This is a genomic window from Sporosarcina koreensis (genome assembly GCF_001531445.1).
Taxonomy (GTDB): domain Bacteria; phylum Bacillota; class Bacilli; order Bacillales_A; family Planococcaceae; genus Sporosarcina; species Sporosarcina koreensis_C.
Window position 1 is genome coordinate 1 of sequence record NZ_LQYA01000054.1, and the last position, 16,552, is coordinate 16,552.

The following is a 16,552-nucleotide window of genomic DNA, read 5'->3' on the forward strand; positions in this document are numbered from 1 at the left end:
TCAAGCATCACGATGCCATGGCGGTTCACTTTTATTAGTTAACTTGTGTTTTCATTTCTTTGAACTCTTTCTCGGAACAGAGCACGAAATGACCTGTTGTCACTTCGCGGAATTCCACTTTTTCATCCGGTGCGTAATTATGCATTTTCGGGTCATATGTTTGTCTAACCCGTGAGCGTTCATAAATCGGATCCGGAAGTGGAATTGCTGATAGCAATGATTTTGTATATGGGTGGAGCGGATTTTTGTATAATTCTTCCGCCGGGGCCATCTCGACGAGCTTACCGAAATACATGACACCGATTCGGTCTGAAATATATTTCACCATTGATAAGTCATGCGCGATGAATAAATAGGTTAACCCTTTTTCTTCCTGCAATTCTTTCAGTAGGTTGACGACTTGGGCTTGAATGGAAACGTCAAGTGCGGAAATCGGTTCATCAGCGATGATGAATTCAGGATTGACGGCAAGCGCACGCGCAATCCCTATCCGTTGGCGCTGACCTCCCGAAAACTCATGCGGATATCGATCAGCATGCTCCTTGTTCAAACCGACTGTTTCCAATAATTCGACGACCTTCTGCTTCCGTTCTTTCGGGTCTTTCGTTAGACCATGAACATCCAGCCCTTCAGCGATGATATCAAGGACCTTCATTCGTGGGTTCAATGATGCATAAGGGTCTTGAAAAATCATTTGCATCTTGCGGTTCAAAGCTTTTACTTCGGATTTGGATTTATTGGCATGTACACTTATACCGTCGTAAAGGACTTCTCCGTCAGTCGCGTCATAAAGTCGAATGATCGTCCTTCCTGTTGTCGACTTTCCGCAGCCCGATTCACCGACCAGTCCGAATGTCTCTCCACGATAAATATCAAAACTGATATCATCGATGGCGCGGACTTCGGATGGCTTGCCAGCATTGAAATACTGTTTTAAATTTTTCACTTCCAGCAATTTCTCTGCCATCATGCATCACCTCCATTCGCTTGTTCATAGTATCTGCTTCCACGGAATGTCTTCATCCGTTCAATGATCGTCTTTGGAGGATCAACTTGCGGTGCATTCGGATGCAGCAGCCAAGTTGCGGCATAATGCGTGTCGCTCACTTTGAACATCGGCGGCGCTTGCTCCATATCGATTTTCAAAGCATATTCACTTCTAAGTGCGAATGCGTCTCCAATAGGAGGGTTCAACAGGTCAGGCGGTGTGCCTGGGATTGCATACAGCTTTTCCTCAGCCAAATCCATAGACGGCATCGAGCTGAGAAGGCCCCATGTATATGGATGCTGCGGGTTATAGAAGATTTCATCAACAGTTCCCACTTCCACAATCCGCCCGCCATACATGACCGCTACTCGATCTGCAACGTTTGCAACGACGCCAAGGTCATGTGTAATGAAAATGATCGATGTATCGACTTTTTTCTGGATATCCTTCATCAGTTCAAGTATTTGCGCTTGAATCGTAACATCTAGAGCAGTCGTCGGTTCGTCGGCAATCAAGACTTTCGGATTACATGCAAGCGCTATCGCAATAACAATCCGTTGTCTTTGACCACCTGAAAATTGGTGAGGATACATTTTAAAGCGGTTTTCCGCGTTGGGTATCCCTACCATGCGCAGCAATTCGATACCAACTTCCTTAGCTTTCGTCTTGCTAACCTTTTGGTGCTTCAAAATCGGCTCCATCACTTGTTTGCCGATTGTCATTGTTGGATTCAATGATGTCATCGGATCCTGGAAAATCATTGAGATTTCTTTCCCTCTAATTTTTTGCATTTGTTTATCGGAAAGCTTTGTCAGGTCATTTCCGTTAAAGAGAATTTCTCCATTTTTAAATTCAGAACTCGACTCTGGCAATAAACGCATAATCGATTTCGTCGTAACCGATTTACCGGAACCCGACTCACCGACAATTGCCAATGTCTCCCCTTTGTTCAAATCAAAGCTGACTCCTCGGATTGCTTTCACTTCACCGGCAAACGTGTGGAAGGAAAGCTCCAAGTCTTTTACTTGCAATATTTTTTCCATCTTGGCTTTCCTCCAATCAATCTTTCATTTTCGGATCAAGCGCATCGCGCAGTCCGTCGCCGATCAAGTTAAATGCAATCATCAAGACACTGATGACCACAGCCGGGAACAATAGGAAATATGGCTGGTGTTCCATCACCTTGTAGCCATCATTGATCAACGTACCTAATGAAGCGGCAGGCGGCTGCAACCCAAGCCCGATAAAGCTTAAGAACGCCTCAAAGAAAATAGCAGTCGGAATCGTGAACATCGTATTGATGATGATGATCCCCATGATATTCGGCAATAAATGTTTACCGATGATTCGCTTGTCGCTCGCTCCTAATGTACGCGAAGCCAGCACGAATTCCTGCCCCCTATATTTCAAGATCTGAGCACGCACGATACGGGACATACCAATCCATCCCGTGAGTGAAATCGCAATGATTATTGCGGTTAACCCCGGCTCCATTATTAAGAGCATCAAGATTACTATAATTAATGTCGGAATACCGATCAAAATTTCGACAATCCGTTGCATGACATCATCGACTCGACCACCGAAATACCCAGATATGCCTCCATAAAGGACACCGATGACCACATCGATCGCCGCAGCAACAAATGCGATCAATAATGAAATTTGCGTACCTTCCCAAAGCCTAGTAAACAAGTCTCGTCCAAGTCCATCCGTTCCAAACCAATAATACTCATCCACTTTTTTAATTTCATACAGATTTACTTTCTCACCGCCTAATTGACCAGTACCATCGAATATCCCTAATTTTTCAATTCCGGGAATTTTTGGCGGCAAGTTAGCGTGACGTAAAATCTGTTCTTCTCCATCATGTCCATTGAGGTGCGGTCCTATTAACGCCATAATGATCAGCAAAACGAGGACGACCATGCTGACGATAGCCGCTTTGTTTTTACGCAGTCTTAGCCAGGCATCTTGCCAGAAACTTAAACTCGGTTTAGAAATGCGTTCAGCACTACTGCTGTCGATTGTAATACGCTCGAATTTTTCCGGCGGCAATTGTTGAAGTTCTTCTTTTCGCATTAACCTTTACCTCCAGACAAACGGATTCGCGGATCAATGATTCCGTAGAGAAGGTCTACAATGAAGATAATGAAAATCAACAATGCAGAGAAGAATAGTGTCGTACCCATAATCGTTGCAAAGTCATTTGTCATGATGGAAGATACGAACTGCTCCCCGATTCCCGGAATCGCAAAGATCTGTTCTACTACTAGGGAACCGGTTACAATACCGGCTGCTACCGGCCCTAATACTGTAACGAGAGGGATAAGCGCGTTTCGTAATGCATGTTTGAATGCGATTTCAAAACCGTTTGCACCTTTCGCTTTTGCTAATGTAATGTAATCTGAACTCAACACTTCGATCATTTCAGTACGGATGAAACGAGCTGAAAGTGCAAGCGGTCCCATAGCCAATGCAATGGAAGGCAGGATACTTGATTTCCATCCGTCATTCCAAAGACCGACCGGCAATAGATGCCATTGGGAAGCGACCCAATATTGCAATAATGAAGCGAATACGAAGGAAGGTATCGATACCCCTAGTATCGCAAAAAACGTACTGCCATAATCCCATATCGTATTCTGCTTCAAGGCGGCGAGCATCCCCAACAGAATGCCGATGATCGTCCCAAAGACCATCGCCTGCGCCCCTAATATGAATGAAGGTTTCACCCTGCTCGCCAAAAGGTCATTTACACTTTTCCCTTTGAAGACGAAAGATGTCCCCAAATCCCCTTTGGCCAAGTTTTTCATATAAATAGCGTATTGTACCGGTTTCGGTTTATCGATTCCATATTTCTTTTCTACAATCGCCCGTTGAGTCTCGTTCAATTTGTTGTATGAAGCAATCGGTGAACCTGGCAGCGTCTGCATTAAGAAAAACGTTGCAGTCGCGATCAGGAACATCGTAAGGAACATGTAAACGAGTCGTTTTCCAATATACTTAACCACGTTGCACCTCCAAAGTACGTGAGTTTGATTTATGTCAAATTGAATAATCAATTTCTTTTCAAAATGAAAACACTTACAAACTTTCACTTTATTCCCTTTTAGTAAAAAGAGAGTATATGGATTTTCCGCCATATACTCTCATCATAATTAAACTGCCGTTGCTTACTTACTCTTTACCAGAGATATAAGCCCATTTGTAGCTATAGTCAGCTCCGAATGGATGTACTCCAAGTCCTTTGAAGTACGGTTTTTCTAGTTGGATCAATCCACGTTGATAGATCGGTGCGATAGCAGCTTCATCCTCAAGAAGGATTTTTTCAGCTTTCGCAAACGCTTCGTAACGTGCTGCTGGATCTAGTGCAAGCTCGTCTTTTGTAGCTTCGATCAATTCATCGTACTCTTTGTTCGAGAAGGACATCAAGTTGTTTGGTCCATCTGTAACGAACAAGTCCATGAATGAAATAGGGTCTTGGAAGTCAGGGCCCCATCCAGAAACTTGGATATCATAATCTTGGTTTCCATCAAGCTCCAAACGTACTGCGAATGGTACTTCTTTCAACTTGATTGTCAAACCTTCTAGGTTGCCTTCAAGTTGTGCTTTGAAATACTCGTCCATTTTCTTGGAAAGCTCAGTGTCTCCACCTAGGATTTCAAGTTCAAGTTCAGTTACACCTAGTTCTTCCAAACCTTTTGCCCAGTATTCTTTTGCTTCTTCTGCATCGTATACTAGAAGGTCTCCGCTGATGTCACGGAAATCTTTTCCGCTTTCATCAAATGCGAAATCTTTAGGTACTAGGAAGTTAGCAGGCACAGAACCATTTGCTAGAACTACATCAGCCAAGTCTTCTTTTTGGAAAGACTTCGCAATTGCTTTACGGATATTCGCGTTCGCAAGTGGTGTTTTTTCGCCACCGCGTTCTTGGTTAAACTTAAAGTAGAAAACAGATGTTTCAGGTTGAAGAACCGCTTCTTCATGAGTACCATATTGAAGAGCCAAGTCTCCTGATACGCCTGCACGGTCTTTTTTCCCATCATTGTAAAGTTTAACTGCAGTTGCAGAATCCTTAACAACGTCTACATTGATAGTTTCAAGTTTTACATTTTCTGCATCCCAATAATGTTCGTTCTTTTTGTAAACCCAGCTATCTCCAGTGCCATCCCATTCTGTAAGAATGAAAGGACCATTGTATAGTAGGCTATCGGAGTTCGATGCATATGCATCACCTTTAGATGTTACGAACTCCTCTTTTTGAGGGTAGAAAGTTCCGAATGACATTAGAGATAGGAAGTAAGGTACTGGGCGTTCCAAAGATACGACCAAAGTTTTGTCGTCTTCGGCAACTACACCGAGTTCAGAAACTTCCATTTTCTCTTCACTGATTGCTGTTGCATTTTTGATAACTCCAGACATCATGAATGGACCATAAGGTGATCCAGTTGCAGGATCGATTGCACGTTGCCATGCAAATACGAAATCATGAGCTGTAACAGGTGTTCCGTCAGACCAGTTTGCATCACGAAGTTTGAATGTGTAAGTAAGACCATCCTCACTTACTTCCGCTTCCTCTGCTGCCATTGCTGGTTCAGCAACGTTTTCAAGATTCAAGCGGTACAACCCTTCATTTACGTTGTTCAATACATTAAATCCTACTGCGTCTTCCACGATTGCGGAGTCAACAGATGGAATTGCTGCAGATTCGATCAAGTTCAAAACTTGTTCTGCATCCGGCTCGCCGGCTTCTTCTGTCTTTTGTTCTGTTGCTTTATCATCTTCTTTATCAGGCGCAGCAGTTTTGTCATCGTCCTTGTCCTTGTTTCCACAAGCAGCAAGCACTAAGCTGAGCACTACTGATAAAGCGACAAGCAATAGCCATTTGTTTGTTTTCAAAGCATTGACCTCCTTTTGTAATTGTCTGAAGAATTATCACTTTTTATTATACATTCAAAATGTCTTAAGTCAAAGTGTTTTTTTATGTTTTTTTCTGAAAGAACATAATTATAAAAGAATCAAAAGTCTAATTATTCAACTTATACACCTTCAAAACCATATGGTGATTGACTTTCTCTCAAATTGCATTCATCCGCCAAATGATATAATATACATAAATAATAAAGAATATAAATAATAAAAAAGAGGTTAGAATATGAAGAAAATTGCATTGAATGTTATTGTAAACCAATTATTAATTTTGGTACTTGTTTTAATCTTGCATAGGAAACTGACAATTCTTGAGTATATTAACATTTCTTTTTATCTAGGAAGCTTATTTCTTGCTATCGGTATCCTGGTGTTAATTCTACAGTCGGGCTTTTTTGATTTCTTTTCAACAAGCATGAAAAAGGTGCTTTCCCGTAAACATGAACAAACTGAATTAACTTCTATGCGCCCTCCTTCTGAGGTCATTTCAATGAAAGCATCTTTCTTCTTCCGTTCTGGATTGCCCATCATCCTTTTCATGCTCGTCGCTTTATACTTCTATTCATACTGAGGTGTATGGTGTTTATAAGATTGAAAAGAGTGGTACCGATTAAGTAAGTGCAAAAGTATTGGAATGGAGTGAAAGCTGTATGGATATTCTCCTTTATAGTAGTGCGATCATTGCAGCCGTATCCTTATTACTGATTGCGATTTTCGTCATAGTCGCTTTACGGAATGCGAAAAAGATGATGAATGAAGTATCGGAAACGATGGCCAGAATGGAAAACAAGATTAGCGGCATCACAACAAAATCCGATCAATTGATGGAAAGGACTAATCGCTTGGCTGCCGATCTGGAAAGCAAGGTCCATCGGTTGGAAAGTGTTGCGCAATCAGCTCAGTATATCGGACAGTCTTCCGAAAATCTTAGCCGCTCCTTCCAGTCGATTTCTCACCAAATCGCCAGGCCTGAACCAAAACACCGTGAAGTGATGGAAAAACTGACGACGTTGACGGAAGCCTTCTCCCACATTTACTTTACAATTAAATCCGAGAAACAGAAACAAAATTCATATGGTCAGCAGAAATTGAAACAGCTCCCTTCACCGCATAGTGTGAAGGAAATCTAATACGGAGGTGATTGTTATGGATTGGCTTGGTATCGGGGTTTTGATCATCGGCATCGCTTTTGTTGCACTTACCGTCTTACTGATTATACCTTTACGGAAATTGACAGAGGCATTGGACGGAGTAAAACAGACAACTGACCGCCTGCCTCAAGTGGTTGATGACCTATATAAGCAAACATCTGAAGTGATGCAATCGAGCACTGCCACGATAGCAAATGTTAATGAACAAGTGAAAGAGGTCAGCCCTTTCTTCCACATTATTGGAGATACAGGCGAAGCGACACGGAAATTGACAGTCTCCGTCCTTGAAAAAACGAATGCAGTCCAAAATAAAACGGGTGATGCTTCCAAATTTACGAAACGTGAAAACTATGAAGGCATTTACGGCATTCTATCATTCATATTCTTTCTGTCCCAACAGAAAAACCAAATGAAAGAAGTGTCAGGCAGTAGAAAATAAATAAAGCGATGGAGGACTTGTTCCTCCATCGCTTTATTTGTCATTGCGAATGTACTTGCCTTCCCTTGCAGCCTCTTTCGCTTCCTCTTTCATCCTGTCGATATCAAATGCACGCTGTTTACCTGAAATATACATTGGAGAGGGACGCTTTAAAGATCCCTTTTTACGAGCCTCGCCATTCCAGATTGCATAAAATGCCAGTGCCGCTGATCCATATAATCCACCAATCCGTTTATTACGTGTTTCCTCATCGACAGAATCAGTCTTCTTTTTTACAGAACCTGCAAAATCATTGACGGATGATGCAAGTTTTCTCGTCGATTCACCGACATCTCCGACGATATGGAAAAGCGGTGTTAACGTGCCTAACTTTTCATTCACATCCGCTAATGTGTCATTGGAATTCTCGATCATCCGTCCGGTCTCATTCAATACATTGTCCAGTTGATTTGGCAACTGTTCTACAGTGCGGCCAACTCCTTCCAATATCAATGCTGTATTATTGAGCACCTTTGCAAGGTATATGGAAAGAATGAGAAATGCAATTCCTATTAACAATACGCCAATCCCAGTCATACTCATTATGAACACCCCTTCCTATTTTCCGGAAAACGCCTTTCCGCGCTTCCATGATTCCAGTAATTCTTTCGCAAATTCAGTCCCTTGAATAATGCGAATAAATGGTTTTGCACCTGGAGTATCTCCCGTGTTTGCATACCCTTCGGTTAAGTCTTTCAATTCCTCGCCGAATACTTTAGCGGCATCCCCGAATTGTTCTGCGGACAGAAATACACTGTTAAGCGCATTCAATTTGGATTCCATATCGGATATTGTCCCATTCGTTTCTTCCAATGTTCCCTCAAGCGCTTGAAGGGTCCCATCCAATTTAGTCTCCATCTCTCCTGTTGCGGTTTGAATAGCCGCTATACCGGTTGACGCACGAAGAAGCAATTTCGACAGAGCGACCGCAAAAATGGCAAAGGAGACTGCCATTATGAATACGCCGATTTGAACTAACATCATGTCATCCCTCCCTATCCGTCTATACCACTTTTTGTACGACGGTAAGCATCTTCTATTATAATAGATAAAACCCAATACCGATGATGAGATAAGCTGAGAGCAATGTCAATCCTTCAAACCAATTGGACTCGCCATCATTAGAGAGGTTGATCACAAGGAATGTGGCAGTAATCATTGCGACGAGCTCAGGTATTGTGAAGACGAGAGGCATCGATTCCGGCATCATGAGCGATAACAAAACAAGAATCGGTGCAACGAACATGGCGACTTGCAAGGTTGAGCCGACTGCAATTTCCACTGCGACATCCATCCGGTTCTTCATTGCCATCGTAATGGCGGAAAAGTGCTCAGCAGCATTACCGACTATCGCCACGATGATGACGCCAATAAACAACTCGGACCAGCCAAATTTCTCACCAAGTGCCTCAAATGTATGTACGAGCTGTTCGGAAACATAGGCAACTGCAACTGTTGATAGCAGCAATATGATGATTGACTTGTTCCTCGACCATTCGGGAATCCCCTCTTCCTCCTTGGTTGTATCCGCCGATGAAAAAACACCTCTGTGTGTGACAAGTTTGAAAAACAAGCCGGCGAGATATAAAGCGATCAATATGATGGAAATGCCAATGCTTAACGTGACTGTATCAGCCCGATCCATCGTTTGCGAAAATATTTCGGGTATGACAAATGCAACAATTACAGCAAAGATCAGTAAACCCGAATTGTATCTTGCATCATGGATACCGAACTTCTGCGTTTTAAATTTAATGCCTCCTGCAAAAAATGAAACGCCTAATACGAGCAAAAGATTCCCTAAAACCGAACCCGTTAAAGATGCTAATACAATCCCTATCAATCCGGCTTTTAATGTAAAAAATGAAATGATCAATTCGACAGCATTTCCAAATGTTGCGTTCAATAAGCCGCCAACCCTTGGGCCACTCACAATAGCAAGGCTTTCAGTTGCCCTGCCAATGAAACCTGCTAGCGCGATAATCGTGACACAACTGATAACAAATATCGGAATATCCGGCCAATTCATCACTGAACTGATGATAATTAGCGGCACGCCAATGAATACTAGCAAAGTAAAGACCCGATTCACCGGACTCACTTCCCTTCAATGGATTTCCTCCATATCTTTCCCTGTAAGCGAATGAAACAAACAGGTTCTTCCCTTGCATACTGGCTGGAATATTTTTTCATTGATACTTTCGGAATTAACGTGTACTATATATACATAAGCTGCATTGTACGTATTCACATTAAGTTTTAACCTTTAAGCTGTAAAAGGGAGTTTTATATTGAGGCCGGAATGGTATGCCTGATTCAATATCAATCAGGACGGACAGGATCGTCTCTGCGGACACCCACTTTGAGGAGTGGTGGTTTAAAACTTTCTATGATTCGATACGGCAAAGGCGGCTTTCCTAAAGCTTATTATATCAAGGTTTCTAAGCTAGCATCACTCAAATTGGGTGGTGCTTTTTTGTTATGCGACAATCGATTATGGACAACTTTCATATTTCGCTATCCTCCATAAAATAAACAAGGGGGGATTGGTAGGTAATGTACAATGAAAAGAATGATCAATTTAACCAAAACTCTGATTTACAAGAGATCTATACAGCCAAACTTGCATTGTTAGGCGCGGCGTTGTCTACTTTAGGTGATGGAATACAAACCATAGCTGCAGGACTTGCACTGCAACAATTAGCAAGTGCCAACAAGCAAGCTTCGCAAGAAAATGAAAAAATGTCAAAAGATATAGAACGTATGCAAAAACAAATCAATTTGTTAAATAAGCAAATCAGCAATATGTCTCGGTGATGGATGACCTGAGCATGAGCAAGGTCTGTAACATCCAACTTTAAATGTATTATTCGTAAGGGACAAATTTTGGACTCCTATCTTTTTTTGTGTATATAGGACAACTTATATACTCAGCAGATCACCACTGTAAAGGCTGATAGCTATACTATTACTCCAAATTCAGGAAAACGGATAATTTTTTAGCCAAGGGACATCATACATCTTGTAGGTGGATTCATTTCACTTAACAAAAAAATTTAAAGGAGATGTCTTACACATGCGGGAAAATCGACAAAATCGGGAGAATAACCCGAACAACCGTAACGACAAGAACAACAACAACAACAACAGGAACACAGAATTTGCCGATGATTTTTTCGGGCAGAACAATAACGACAGAAGAAATAATAACAATAACGACAAGAACAACCGTAATAACCGTAACGACAACCGCTAACAACAAAACAGACCCGTATCGCTATTATGAGCGACACGGGTCATTTTATTAAAACTTACACCATTTTCAACAATGCATCTTCTCCGATCATCCCGACATGAATCCCCATCGTCTCCGCTTCCAATGTAACTGATTCAAGCGGTGCTTTTAGCAATTGCTCAATCGTTTTTACTCCCACTGCCCGACCAGCCACAATTTTGCGATCTGCCAGAACATTGTTCAGCAGACCGACATCCAAAGCCCCACACATGATATATCCTTTTTCGTTGGAAACTGTCAGTAAAGTTGTTTTTGGCAAACGAACTGTTACGGCGGTATATGGGTGCCCTCCAATGAGAATAGGTGTCAATGTTACCAAGTAGCTCTCCCCTTTCCCCTCTATACATATGGACTTTTAAACATAATTGTGCCCCTATATGTCCGTCCCGATTCCCTGCTATAATGGTTGTATCCATACAACGAACGACCGGGGGATGTGATACAAAATGAGAGATGAGAATAATGAAGAACATATCCGGAATGAAATCGAAAACTTCGAGGATTTAACAGAGGATGAAATGCATGAACTTGTGTTGGAGGCACAACAGGAAGCATTGCAACAACAGGAAGAAACGACTCCTAAGAAAGAAATCCCGAAATGGTTCATCTGGCTTCTATCAACGATGCTGTTTCTAAGCACATTCGCAGGACTTTTTCAGATTTTTTCAATTCCCGCCATCGATTTTCTGATTGTCTCGGCATCACTGTCAAAACAAGAAGATATTGAGGCATATAAGAAATCTGTTGTCGTCATCGTAACGGAAGATGGAAAAGGAACAGGATTCTCCGTCTCAAGCGATGGAATCATCCTGACCAACTACCATGTTGTGGAAGAAAACCATTCCATATCGGTTGTTTTCCCAGATGCTGGCCGGTATGAGGCAACTGTTAAAGAAACATTTCCAACTATCGATATGGCAGTACTTGAGATTGATGGTGACGATCTTCCTTATCTTACTATTGATCATTCCAGTAAAATGACAAAAAGTGACCCCGTTACATTTATTGGTAATCCACTGAACTTCAAGGGAATCGCAAATGTTGGTTCCATATTAGCACCCATCAAGCTTTCCGGCTGGACAGACGAAGTGATGATGATTCAAGCGCCTGTTTATAGAGGAAATAGCGGCAGCCCTGTATTGAACGAAGACGGCAAAGTCATCGGCACCATATTCGCTACTCTAGATCATCAGGAACACGGGAAAATCGGTTTATTCATCCCGATATCATTGCTGAATGACTATAAGAACTAAATATTTTTTTGAAAGTTTCACTGCCCTATTTTCTTGTCATTTCATCCCTTCCTTTACTCAAATTCAGGAGCATCATTCGCGGAATTTGTGGGAACAATACAGCTACGGAGGTGATAGGATGACCCAGAAAATACTATGTGAAGTGAATAACTGCACATATTGGGGAGACGGCAATAAGTGTAACGCAGAAGTCATTTACGTCGTCAGCCAAACCGGCGATCAGGCAGTTGACAGTGAAGACACAGATTGTAAAACATTTAAACCGGAAGACTGATTCCCTGATGAAAAACGGAAAAATGCAGGGTCAAAACACCTGTATTTTTCCGTTTATTGCTTTCATGATTTTTTATTCATCATTCTCTCCACTCGACCTATTTATTTGACATCGAAATAATATATATTATACTTGTATAATTAAAGAACGTTGATATTGCTTATTGGAGGTTTACTGGAATGAAAAAGATTTTCTCAGCTTTAATTGCTCTAACGATCGTCATGTCACCAATTGGCAGCCTTGTACTTAATGACCATGCGGCTACGGTTGAAGCGAAAGGATATAAGTCCGGCAAAAAAAGCTTTAGCCCAAATCAGAATAACTTCTCAAAACCGAAAGCGGACAAGAAACAAGAAGAGAACAGTTCATTCACAAAGTCTACTAAAAATCCTTCTACGAAGGGCGGCTTCTTCTCCGGTGGTCTTATGCGCGGATTGTTTGTCGGAGGGATTGCGGGTCTTCTTTTTGGAAGTCTTTTCGCCAATATGGGAATGCTAGGTTCAGTTTTAGGATTTCTAATCAATATGTTGGCAATCATTTTCGTTATTAGTATTGTTCGAAGGATCTTTTCGCTTCTTAAAGCAAAAAAAGAGAGAGAAAATGCGAATCCATGGCAGAATTAATCATGTCTGAACAGGATATTGTAAATGCAATATGCATTGATCAATCGCAAAAACATAAAATGCCCCCTGAAGACATTGAAGTTGAGTTAGTTTACGACGATGAGGAAGGCTTTTCTGCGGAACTGGAGTTTCATGGTCAACAACAAGTTATCGGTTCTTTCGACATGATCCAATCGATTCGCTATTGGATCGAAGAAGTTCTGAAACAGGATCCTTATGCTGCAGGTATCAAACTATTATTGGATCGGGAAGAAGGTATAATAGCTGCAATCCAATAATAGAGACATATTTTAACGACAAGTAGCCAGATGGGCGTATACCCGCCTGGCTATTTCTGTGAACTCACATTACACTCACCAACCGCCTTTCCATCACCTCATATTTTACTTCTGAATTGTTTTGTAGTAATAATTCTTCTTGCACAATGTTTCCTGTTCGTTTATTGACAGTTCGCCTCCAAATCTCATTCCGTCTATAGGTTTTTCCGTCCTTCTTGTAAAATTGATGTTCCCTTTCTTCTAGATGATAACTATATTCCATTTCCTCACTTGAAAAAATCGCGCCTTTTAGATGACGATCTGTCACCCATACACGGATTTGAATAGCAAATTCTGCTGTGTTCTTGAAGCGAAGGTCAACGTAGTTATAAAAAACACTTGCCCCGCTGCCAAAAGGAAGAACCCTCCCTTCATCTGGAAAGGGGTCGAAGCTATGATGATAACGGTGTATGCAGCACCATCCAATAAAGAAGATTTGCAAGTTGGCAAATGCCCCCGCCTATACCCGTTTTCACTTCTCCCCTCGAAAGCTGCATTCCTTCAATATACCCCTTCTTCTTCGTAGCTCTACCTACCAATACCCAAAACGAAAAAATTTCACCTGGTTGAATAATGACCCCGTCAATGCGGCTTGCCGCAAGAGTGAGATTGACGATTTTATTTTCCTGGAGTATCGGGTCGCTATCCCCTAACCTTCTACGCAATAGCGATTGATGTTTTTTGCAAGTGTAAAGATAATTGGATTCAGCGTTTCGGTTTGCAAACTTCTTTCTATCTCTCCAATTCTTTATGGAACGGAAAAATCTTTGTTGTTCAATTCTCGCATGATAAAATAACGGATGAATCTCTGACAACCTCAATTTACTCTCCCCTTGTCCATGAGTTCAACATACACCTTTCACTACTTTATTCATTTTTCATTTGTCTCTTTCCTTCATGTTCAGGAAAAATATTTTTAGCACTTCCATCCCGTTTCAATTATTTCAAACTAAAAAACACACGAAGATTTGCTCTCGTGTGTTCATATTCTAGCTACTAGTATTCTTTCCCTGTATCAAATCGTTCATATAATCTACTGATACTATTTCCTTCCCGAAAAATGTATATATTTCTTCTAACTGTACGTTTATTTCTTCCAAATCAACTGCTTCATTAAACAGATATTCATAATAGATTGATTCCTGATCTGATTGAATAACAATCCTTAACATTTGAAGAGGTTGTCTGCCAGCAGTATCCTCATCTGATAAAATAAGCTCCTCTAAATTATGATTAGCCTGGTTCACATATATTTTCCCTTTAACCATTTTATCCATCATCTTCTTTGCAAAATCCTTCAGTTCATGTAAATTTGCTGTATGCTTCAAGATCATGCCTCCTTTAATTTCCTCACTCTCTACTCCATTCCCTTTCCTTCGCATTCTATTCATAGTTCAGTTTACCCTAATCTCTCCACAATCCTTCTTTTTCGATAAAGCATTTTTCCTGCCTCGGCTATATCGTTCACAGCTGATCGGTTGATGAAAGCACCAAATACGAGACCTGCAATAGGGATCATTTGAAATATCTTTTTCCAACCGATTTGATCCCGATACGAGAATACGACTTCACGCCAACCTTGCAGTTCCGACATCACTTCCCGTTTTGAAGCATCATTAGGAGCATCAAATTGAGACAACTGAGCAAGAATGGCTTCTTTTCCTACTATATCTGAAGAAACAAATTGGAGACATTTCACTACAAATAATCGTTCTTCTTTGTCATTCGGATCATAGCCATAACAAATCGCAATGTCTTGTAATGTCTTTAATTGCAAACTTAGCAACAATGGAATATCAATCGTTAATGTAAACAGTCCACCAATTCCGGTACTAGCCCCCTGTACTGTCGCCATTCTTTTTCTGTTATTCGTTATTTTCTCAACAGCAGCATCCATTGTTGAAATTTGCAGTTCTTTTACATTATCCAATGTTTCTATATCCATATGAGGATAATAATTTGTGATACTGGAAACTGAGCTCAAATAACGTCCACCTGTTTGGATATATTGACCAAGCTCATCCAGAAGGATCCCAATTCTATTCTGAATGAAAGCAGGCGTCCATTTATCGATCAACTTAAATGGCAATCTACCGAGTTTTTCAAAAAACCACAAATCACTTTGGCCTTTCTCCCACTCCTCTACTTTTTTCAATTCATTCAATAACCATTCTTTTGAATCAGTCATTATTGTTACCCCCGCTTTCTTAGCATTATAAGTTTTAAAGATTCCTCAAAGCTCATGTCCTATATGAGGGAATCCAGTCTTTTTTATATAGCCATGCAATCATATTTAATAAGGAGACAGGAATTTTTTTAGGGAAAAACCGTTTACAATAAAACTGTCTGAATGCTCTTTTCAAGTGTTCCCATTGATGACAATGTTTCTTCTGTCTGAAACGAGCCACGTCAATCAACTTGATATTCCCATTATCAGTAATAAAAATATTGCGCAAGTGAATATCGGATGGGTTGAGCCCCCTAGCAATTGCCAACGATAAAGCATGATCGATTTCTGTTATATGGCTAGACGTAATCACTTTCCTATTCACCATGCAGTCAAAAAGTGTGAGACCTTCTATATAGTCCATGACCACAAAATTCGACCCTGACGCATAGACAGTAGGATAATAAACAATACCCTGAAGTTTTTTATAAATTTCCGCCTCCTCCATCGCAACTCGTGTGAAGGCAGGAAAATAAACTTTCATAGCTGTCATCGTCGATTTAATTCTAAACACGAAAGCACTTCTCCCTGTCCCTACAAGTATTAATGCATCATCATAGGCTACCAAACGGTTTTTATTAGTAATCCGAACTGTACTGGCAAGCTCTTCATAAATACTCAAAATTCCACCTCCATGAAAAAGAAAAATAAAAAAGCGATATAACCAATTATTGGTCATATCGCCTCGAAAAAAGACCTCACCAAATAATCGGTAAGGTCTCGCAAACAACGGTTGTTGTCAACAAAGCCGGGGATCTTGGAAGAACCCGTATTGACGACTTTGCTGTATAGCTACTCCCCTTAGTGGAAGTTGAATATAATTTTATAGTTTCAGTATAAGTATAATCAGGTTAAGAGTCAATTCATGCGAATTCCGTTGGTACATTATTATGTGACGAAAGGAATACAAGCAGCCAAGCAAGGGTAATGAAATACATATACAGAAATTGGTATGAGTATTTTTCGGTAAATGAAAACTTTTTTCATCCTATGACGTCTATATGTAGTGGAAAT

The 16,552-nt window shown here is 40.9% G+C and carries 21 protein-coding genes, 1 other RNA gene and 1 pseudogene; 9 read left to right on the top strand and 14 right to left on the bottom strand.

The window, feature by feature from the left end:
- Positions 1-34: 34 nt before the first annotated feature.
- From AWV70_RS09215 to AWV70_RS09235, 5 genes are all read right to left on the bottom strand, one after another.
- Positions 35-967 carry an ABC transporter ATP-binding protein gene (locus tag AWV70_RS09215; RefSeq protein ID WP_060206484.1) on the bottom strand — a complete coding sequence of 311 codons (933 nt, stop codon included), beginning with the start codon at positions 965-967 and terminating at the stop codon, positions 35-37.
- On the bottom strand, positions 967-2,031 hold the full coding sequence (locus tag AWV70_RS09220) for an ABC transporter ATP-binding protein (RefSeq protein WP_060206397.1): 1,065 nt from the start codon (positions 2,029-2,031) through the stop codon (positions 967-969). The genes AWV70_RS09215 and AWV70_RS09220 overlap by 1 nt, the downstream gene beginning before the upstream one ends.
- 16 nt (positions 2,032-2,047) lie before the next feature.
- Complete coding sequence (gene opp3C, locus AWV70_RS09225) at positions 2,048-3,070, bottom strand: oligopeptide ABC transporter permease (RefSeq protein WP_060206398.1); 1,023 nt, start codon at positions 3,068-3,070, stop codon at positions 2,048-2,050.
- Positions 3,070-4,002 carry an oligopeptide ABC transporter permease gene (opp3b, locus tag AWV70_RS09230; protein WP_060206400.1) on the bottom strand — a complete coding sequence of 311 codons (933 nt, stop codon included), beginning with the start codon at positions 4,000-4,002 and terminating at the stop codon, positions 3,070-3,072. Before opp3b ends, opp3C begins: the two co-directional genes overlap by 1 nt.
- 166 nt (positions 4,003-4,168) lie before the next feature.
- Positions 4,169-5,890, bottom strand: coding sequence for a peptide ABC transporter substrate-binding protein (locus AWV70_RS09235; RefSeq protein WP_060206402.1), 1,722 nt, complete (start codon positions 5,888-5,890; stop codon positions 4,169-4,171).
- Positions 5,891-6,146: 256 nt separating this feature from the next.
- Between AWV70_RS09235 and AWV70_RS09240 the strand changes: the two genes are divergently transcribed.
- From AWV70_RS09240 to AWV70_RS09250, 3 genes are all read left to right on the top strand, one after another.
- Positions 6,147-6,491, top strand: coding sequence for a DUF3899 domain-containing protein (locus tag AWV70_RS09240; RefSeq protein WP_060206404.1), 345 nt, complete (start codon positions 6,147-6,149; stop codon positions 6,489-6,491).
- Positions 6,492-6,570: 79 nt separating this feature from the next.
- Positions 6,571-7,050, top strand: a complete 480-nt coding sequence (locus AWV70_RS09245; protein ID WP_060206406.1) for a DUF948 domain-containing protein — start codon at positions 6,571-6,573, stop codon at positions 7,048-7,050.
- 16 nt (positions 7,051-7,066) lie between these two features.
- Entirely contained in the window at positions 7,067-7,510 is a 444-nt protein-coding gene (locus tag AWV70_RS09250; protein ID WP_060206408.1) for a DUF948 domain-containing protein, read from the top strand.
- A 33-nt stretch (positions 7,511-7,543) separates the two neighbouring features.
- Here AWV70_RS09250 and AWV70_RS09255 read toward each other — a convergent pair whose 3' ends face one another.
- The 3 genes from AWV70_RS09255 to cax are packed head-to-tail and all read right to left on the bottom strand — an operon-like array spanning position 7,544 to position 9,641.
- Positions 7,544-8,092, bottom strand: a complete 549-nt coding sequence (locus AWV70_RS09255; RefSeq protein ID WP_082713537.1) for a DUF948 domain-containing protein — start codon at positions 8,090-8,092, stop codon at positions 7,544-7,546.
- A 15-nt stretch (positions 8,093-8,107) separates the two neighbouring features.
- Positions 8,108-8,533, bottom strand: coding sequence for a DUF948 domain-containing protein (locus AWV70_RS09260; protein WP_060206410.1), 426 nt, complete (start codon positions 8,531-8,533; stop codon positions 8,108-8,110).
- A 55-nt stretch (positions 8,534-8,588) separates the two neighbouring features.
- A complete protein-coding gene (gene cax, locus AWV70_RS09265) occupies positions 8,589-9,641 on the bottom strand; it encodes a calcium/proton exchanger (protein WP_060206412.1) in 1,053 nt (350 codons plus the stop codon).
- 134 nt (positions 9,642-9,775) lie between these two features.
- Here cax and ssrS point away from each other — a divergent pair.
- Positions 9,776-9,968, top strand: a non-coding RNA gene (gene ssrS, locus AWV70_RS09270) — 6S RNA.
- Positions 9,969-10,105: 137 nt separating this feature from the next.
- Entirely contained in the window at positions 10,106-10,366 is a 261-nt protein-coding gene (locus AWV70_RS09275; RefSeq protein WP_060206414.1) for a hypothetical protein, read from the top strand.
- A 253-nt stretch (positions 10,367-10,619) separates the two neighbouring features.
- Here the strand turns inward: AWV70_RS09275 and AWV70_RS23790 are convergent, their stop codons facing one another.
- Both AWV70_RS23790 and AWV70_RS09285 read right to left on the bottom strand, forming a co-directional pair.
- Positions 10,620-10,808, bottom strand: a complete 189-nt coding sequence (locus AWV70_RS23790; protein ID WP_160327640.1) for a hypothetical protein — start codon at positions 10,806-10,808, stop codon at positions 10,620-10,622.
- A 52-nt stretch (positions 10,809-10,860) separates the two neighbouring features.
- Positions 10,861-11,163 carry a YunC family protein gene (locus tag AWV70_RS09285; protein WP_060206418.1) on the bottom strand — a complete coding sequence of 101 codons (303 nt, stop codon included), beginning with the start codon at positions 11,161-11,163 and terminating at the stop codon, positions 10,861-10,863.
- Positions 11,164-11,290: 127 nt separating this feature from the next.
- Here AWV70_RS09285 and AWV70_RS09290 point away from each other — a divergent pair, with 127 nt between their 5' ends.
- From AWV70_RS09290 to AWV70_RS09300, 4 genes are all read left to right on the top strand, one after another.
- Positions 11,291-12,097 carry a S1C family serine protease gene (locus tag AWV70_RS09290; RefSeq protein ID WP_060206421.1) on the top strand — a complete coding sequence of 269 codons (807 nt, stop codon included), beginning with the start codon at positions 11,291-11,293 and terminating at the stop codon, positions 12,095-12,097.
- Between the two features lie 118 nt (positions 12,098-12,215).
- A complete protein-coding gene (locus AWV70_RS22855) occupies positions 12,216-12,371 on the top strand; it encodes a DUF1540 domain-containing protein (RefSeq protein WP_082713538.1) in 156 nt (51 codons plus the stop codon).
- 179 nt (positions 12,372-12,550) lie between these two features.
- On the top strand, positions 12,551-12,994 hold the full coding sequence (locus AWV70_RS09295; protein ID WP_060206423.1) for a hypothetical protein: 444 nt from the start codon (positions 12,551-12,553) through the stop codon (positions 12,992-12,994).
- Positions 12,995-12,996: 2 nt separating this feature from the next.
- Positions 12,997-13,272, top strand: a complete 276-nt coding sequence (locus AWV70_RS09300) for a DUF2653 family protein (protein ID WP_306464380.1) — start codon at positions 12,997-12,999, stop codon at positions 13,270-13,272.
- A 64-nt stretch (positions 13,273-13,336) separates the two neighbouring features.
- Here AWV70_RS09300 and AWV70_RS25300 read toward each other — a convergent pair.
- The 4 genes and pseudogenes from AWV70_RS25300 to AWV70_RS09320 all read right to left on the bottom strand — a co-directional run bounded on the left by AWV70_RS25300 (position 13,337) and on the right by AWV70_RS09320 (position 16,160).
- A pseudogene (locus AWV70_RS25300) lies at positions 13,337-14,132 on the bottom strand (VanW family protein).
- 168 nt (positions 14,133-14,300) lie between these two features.
- Entirely contained in the window at positions 14,301-14,639 is a 339-nt protein-coding gene (locus tag AWV70_RS09310; RefSeq protein WP_153009938.1) for a hypothetical protein, read from the bottom strand.
- A gap of 71 nt (positions 14,640-14,710) precedes the next feature.
- On the bottom strand, positions 14,711-15,499 hold the full coding sequence (locus tag AWV70_RS09315) for an EcsC family protein (RefSeq protein WP_060206429.1): 789 nt from the start codon (positions 15,497-15,499) through the stop codon (positions 14,711-14,713).
- A gap of 52 nt (positions 15,500-15,551) precedes the next feature.
- Positions 15,552-16,160 carry an RIO1 family regulatory kinase/ATPase gene (locus AWV70_RS09320; protein ID WP_060206431.1) on the bottom strand — a complete coding sequence of 203 codons (609 nt, stop codon included), beginning with the start codon at positions 16,158-16,160 and terminating at the stop codon, positions 15,552-15,554.
- Positions 16,161-16,552: the final 392 nt, after the last annotated feature.